The following is a 1,148-nucleotide window of genomic DNA, read 5'->3' as shown; positions in this document are numbered from 1 at the left end:
ATGCGGGAGTGGCGGAATTGGTAGACGCACCAGATTTAGGTTCTGGCGCCGCAAGGTGTGAGAGTTCAAGTCTCTCCTTCCGCACCATTATTCAGTAGGGTTATCGCCAAGCGGTAAGGCAACGGGTTTTGATCTCGTCATCCCCTGGTTCGAATCCAGGTAACCCTGCCACATTCAGTAGTGAGTAAAATGGTTTACTGATTACTTAAAAAATTTGGCTACTTAGCTCAGCTGGTTAGAGCACATCACTCATAATGATGGGGTCACAGGTTCAAATCCCGTAGTAGCCACCACTCTTCAATTAATTGACTCGTCAGTTAATCGTAGAAATACAATATGAGATGCGGGAGTGGCGGAATTGGTAGACGCACCAGATTTAGGTTCTGGCGCCGCAAGGTGTGAGAGTTCAAGTCTCTCCTTCCGCACCATCTCAATTGTAGTTGTCATTTGGTTATGATAACGATAAAGTATCTGGCTAGGTTTTATGAGACTAGCAAAAAATATGCGGGAGTGGCGGAATTGGTAGACGCACCAGATTTAGGTTCTGGCGCCGTAAGGTGTGAGAGTTCAAGTCTCTCCTTCCGCACCATATTTGTAGGGTTATCGCCAAGCGGTAAGGCAACGGGTTTTGATCTCGTCATCCCCTGGTTCGAATCCAGGTAACCCTGCCACTATTCAGTAGTGAGTAAAACGGTTTACTGATTACTTAAAAAATTTGGCTACTTAGCTCAGCTGGTTAGAGCACATCACTCATAATGATGGGGTCACAGGTTCAAATCCCGTAGTAGCCACCATACACAACTCTTACTCTCATAGACTATCAATTGAGTAGGATACAAACGAATAATGCGGGAGTGGCGGAATTGGTAGACGCACCAGATTTAGGTTCTGGCGCCGCAAGGTGTGAGAGTTCAAGTCTCTCCTTCCGCACCATTATTCAGTAGGGTTATCGCCAAGCGGTAAGGCAACGGGTTTTGATCTCGTCATCCCCTGGTTCGAATCCAGGTAACCCTGCCACATCACGAGTAGCACGTTGAAAAACGGACTGCCTGTTTTAACTTCAAGATCATCGACCCATTGATAAGCGACCTTTTATTAGTGTGGAAGTTAAGATAAAAATTTGTGCGGGAATGGCGGAATTGGTAGAC

At 46.3% G+C, this 1,148-nt stretch carries 9 tRNA genes; all 9 read left to right on the top strand.

Going from position 1 to position 1,148, the window contains the following annotated elements:
• Window positions 1-2: 2 nt before the first annotated feature.
• The 9 genes from L4C32_RS20670 to L4C32_RS20630 all read left to right on the top strand — a co-directional run bounded on the left by L4C32_RS20670 (window position 3) and on the right by L4C32_RS20630 (window position 1,017).
• Window positions 3-87, top strand: a tRNA-Leu gene (locus L4C32_RS20670).
• Between the two features lie 9 nt (window positions 88-96).
• Window positions 97-171 (top strand) — tRNA-Gln (locus tag L4C32_RS20665).
• Between the two features lie 45 nt (window positions 172-216).
• Window positions 217-293 (top strand) — tRNA-Met (locus tag L4C32_RS20660).
• Between the two features lie 50 nt (window positions 294-343).
• Window positions 344-428 (top strand) — tRNA-Leu (locus L4C32_RS20655).
• 76 nt (window positions 429-504) lie between these two features.
• Window positions 505-589 (top strand) — tRNA-Leu (locus L4C32_RS20650).
• A gap of 7 nt (window positions 590-596) precedes the next feature.
• Window positions 597-671, top strand: a tRNA-Gln gene (locus L4C32_RS20645).
• A gap of 46 nt (window positions 672-717) precedes the next feature.
• Window positions 718-794: transfer RNA gene (locus L4C32_RS20640), tRNA-Met, on the top strand.
• Between the two features lie 54 nt (window positions 795-848).
• Window positions 849-933: transfer RNA gene (locus L4C32_RS20635), tRNA-Leu, on the top strand.
• Window positions 934-942: 9 nt separating this feature from the next.
• A tRNA-Gln gene (locus L4C32_RS20630) sits at window positions 943-1,017 on the top strand.
• Window positions 1,018-1,148: the final 131 nt, after the last annotated feature.

The organism is Aliivibrio kagoshimensis (assembly GCF_050337105.1).
Taxonomy (GTDB): Bacteria; Pseudomonadota; Gammaproteobacteria; order Enterobacterales; family Vibrionaceae; genus Aliivibrio_A; species Aliivibrio_A kagoshimensis.
Note: the sequence above shows the minus strand (reverse complement) of the source record. Positions and strands in the feature narration are given on the sequence as shown.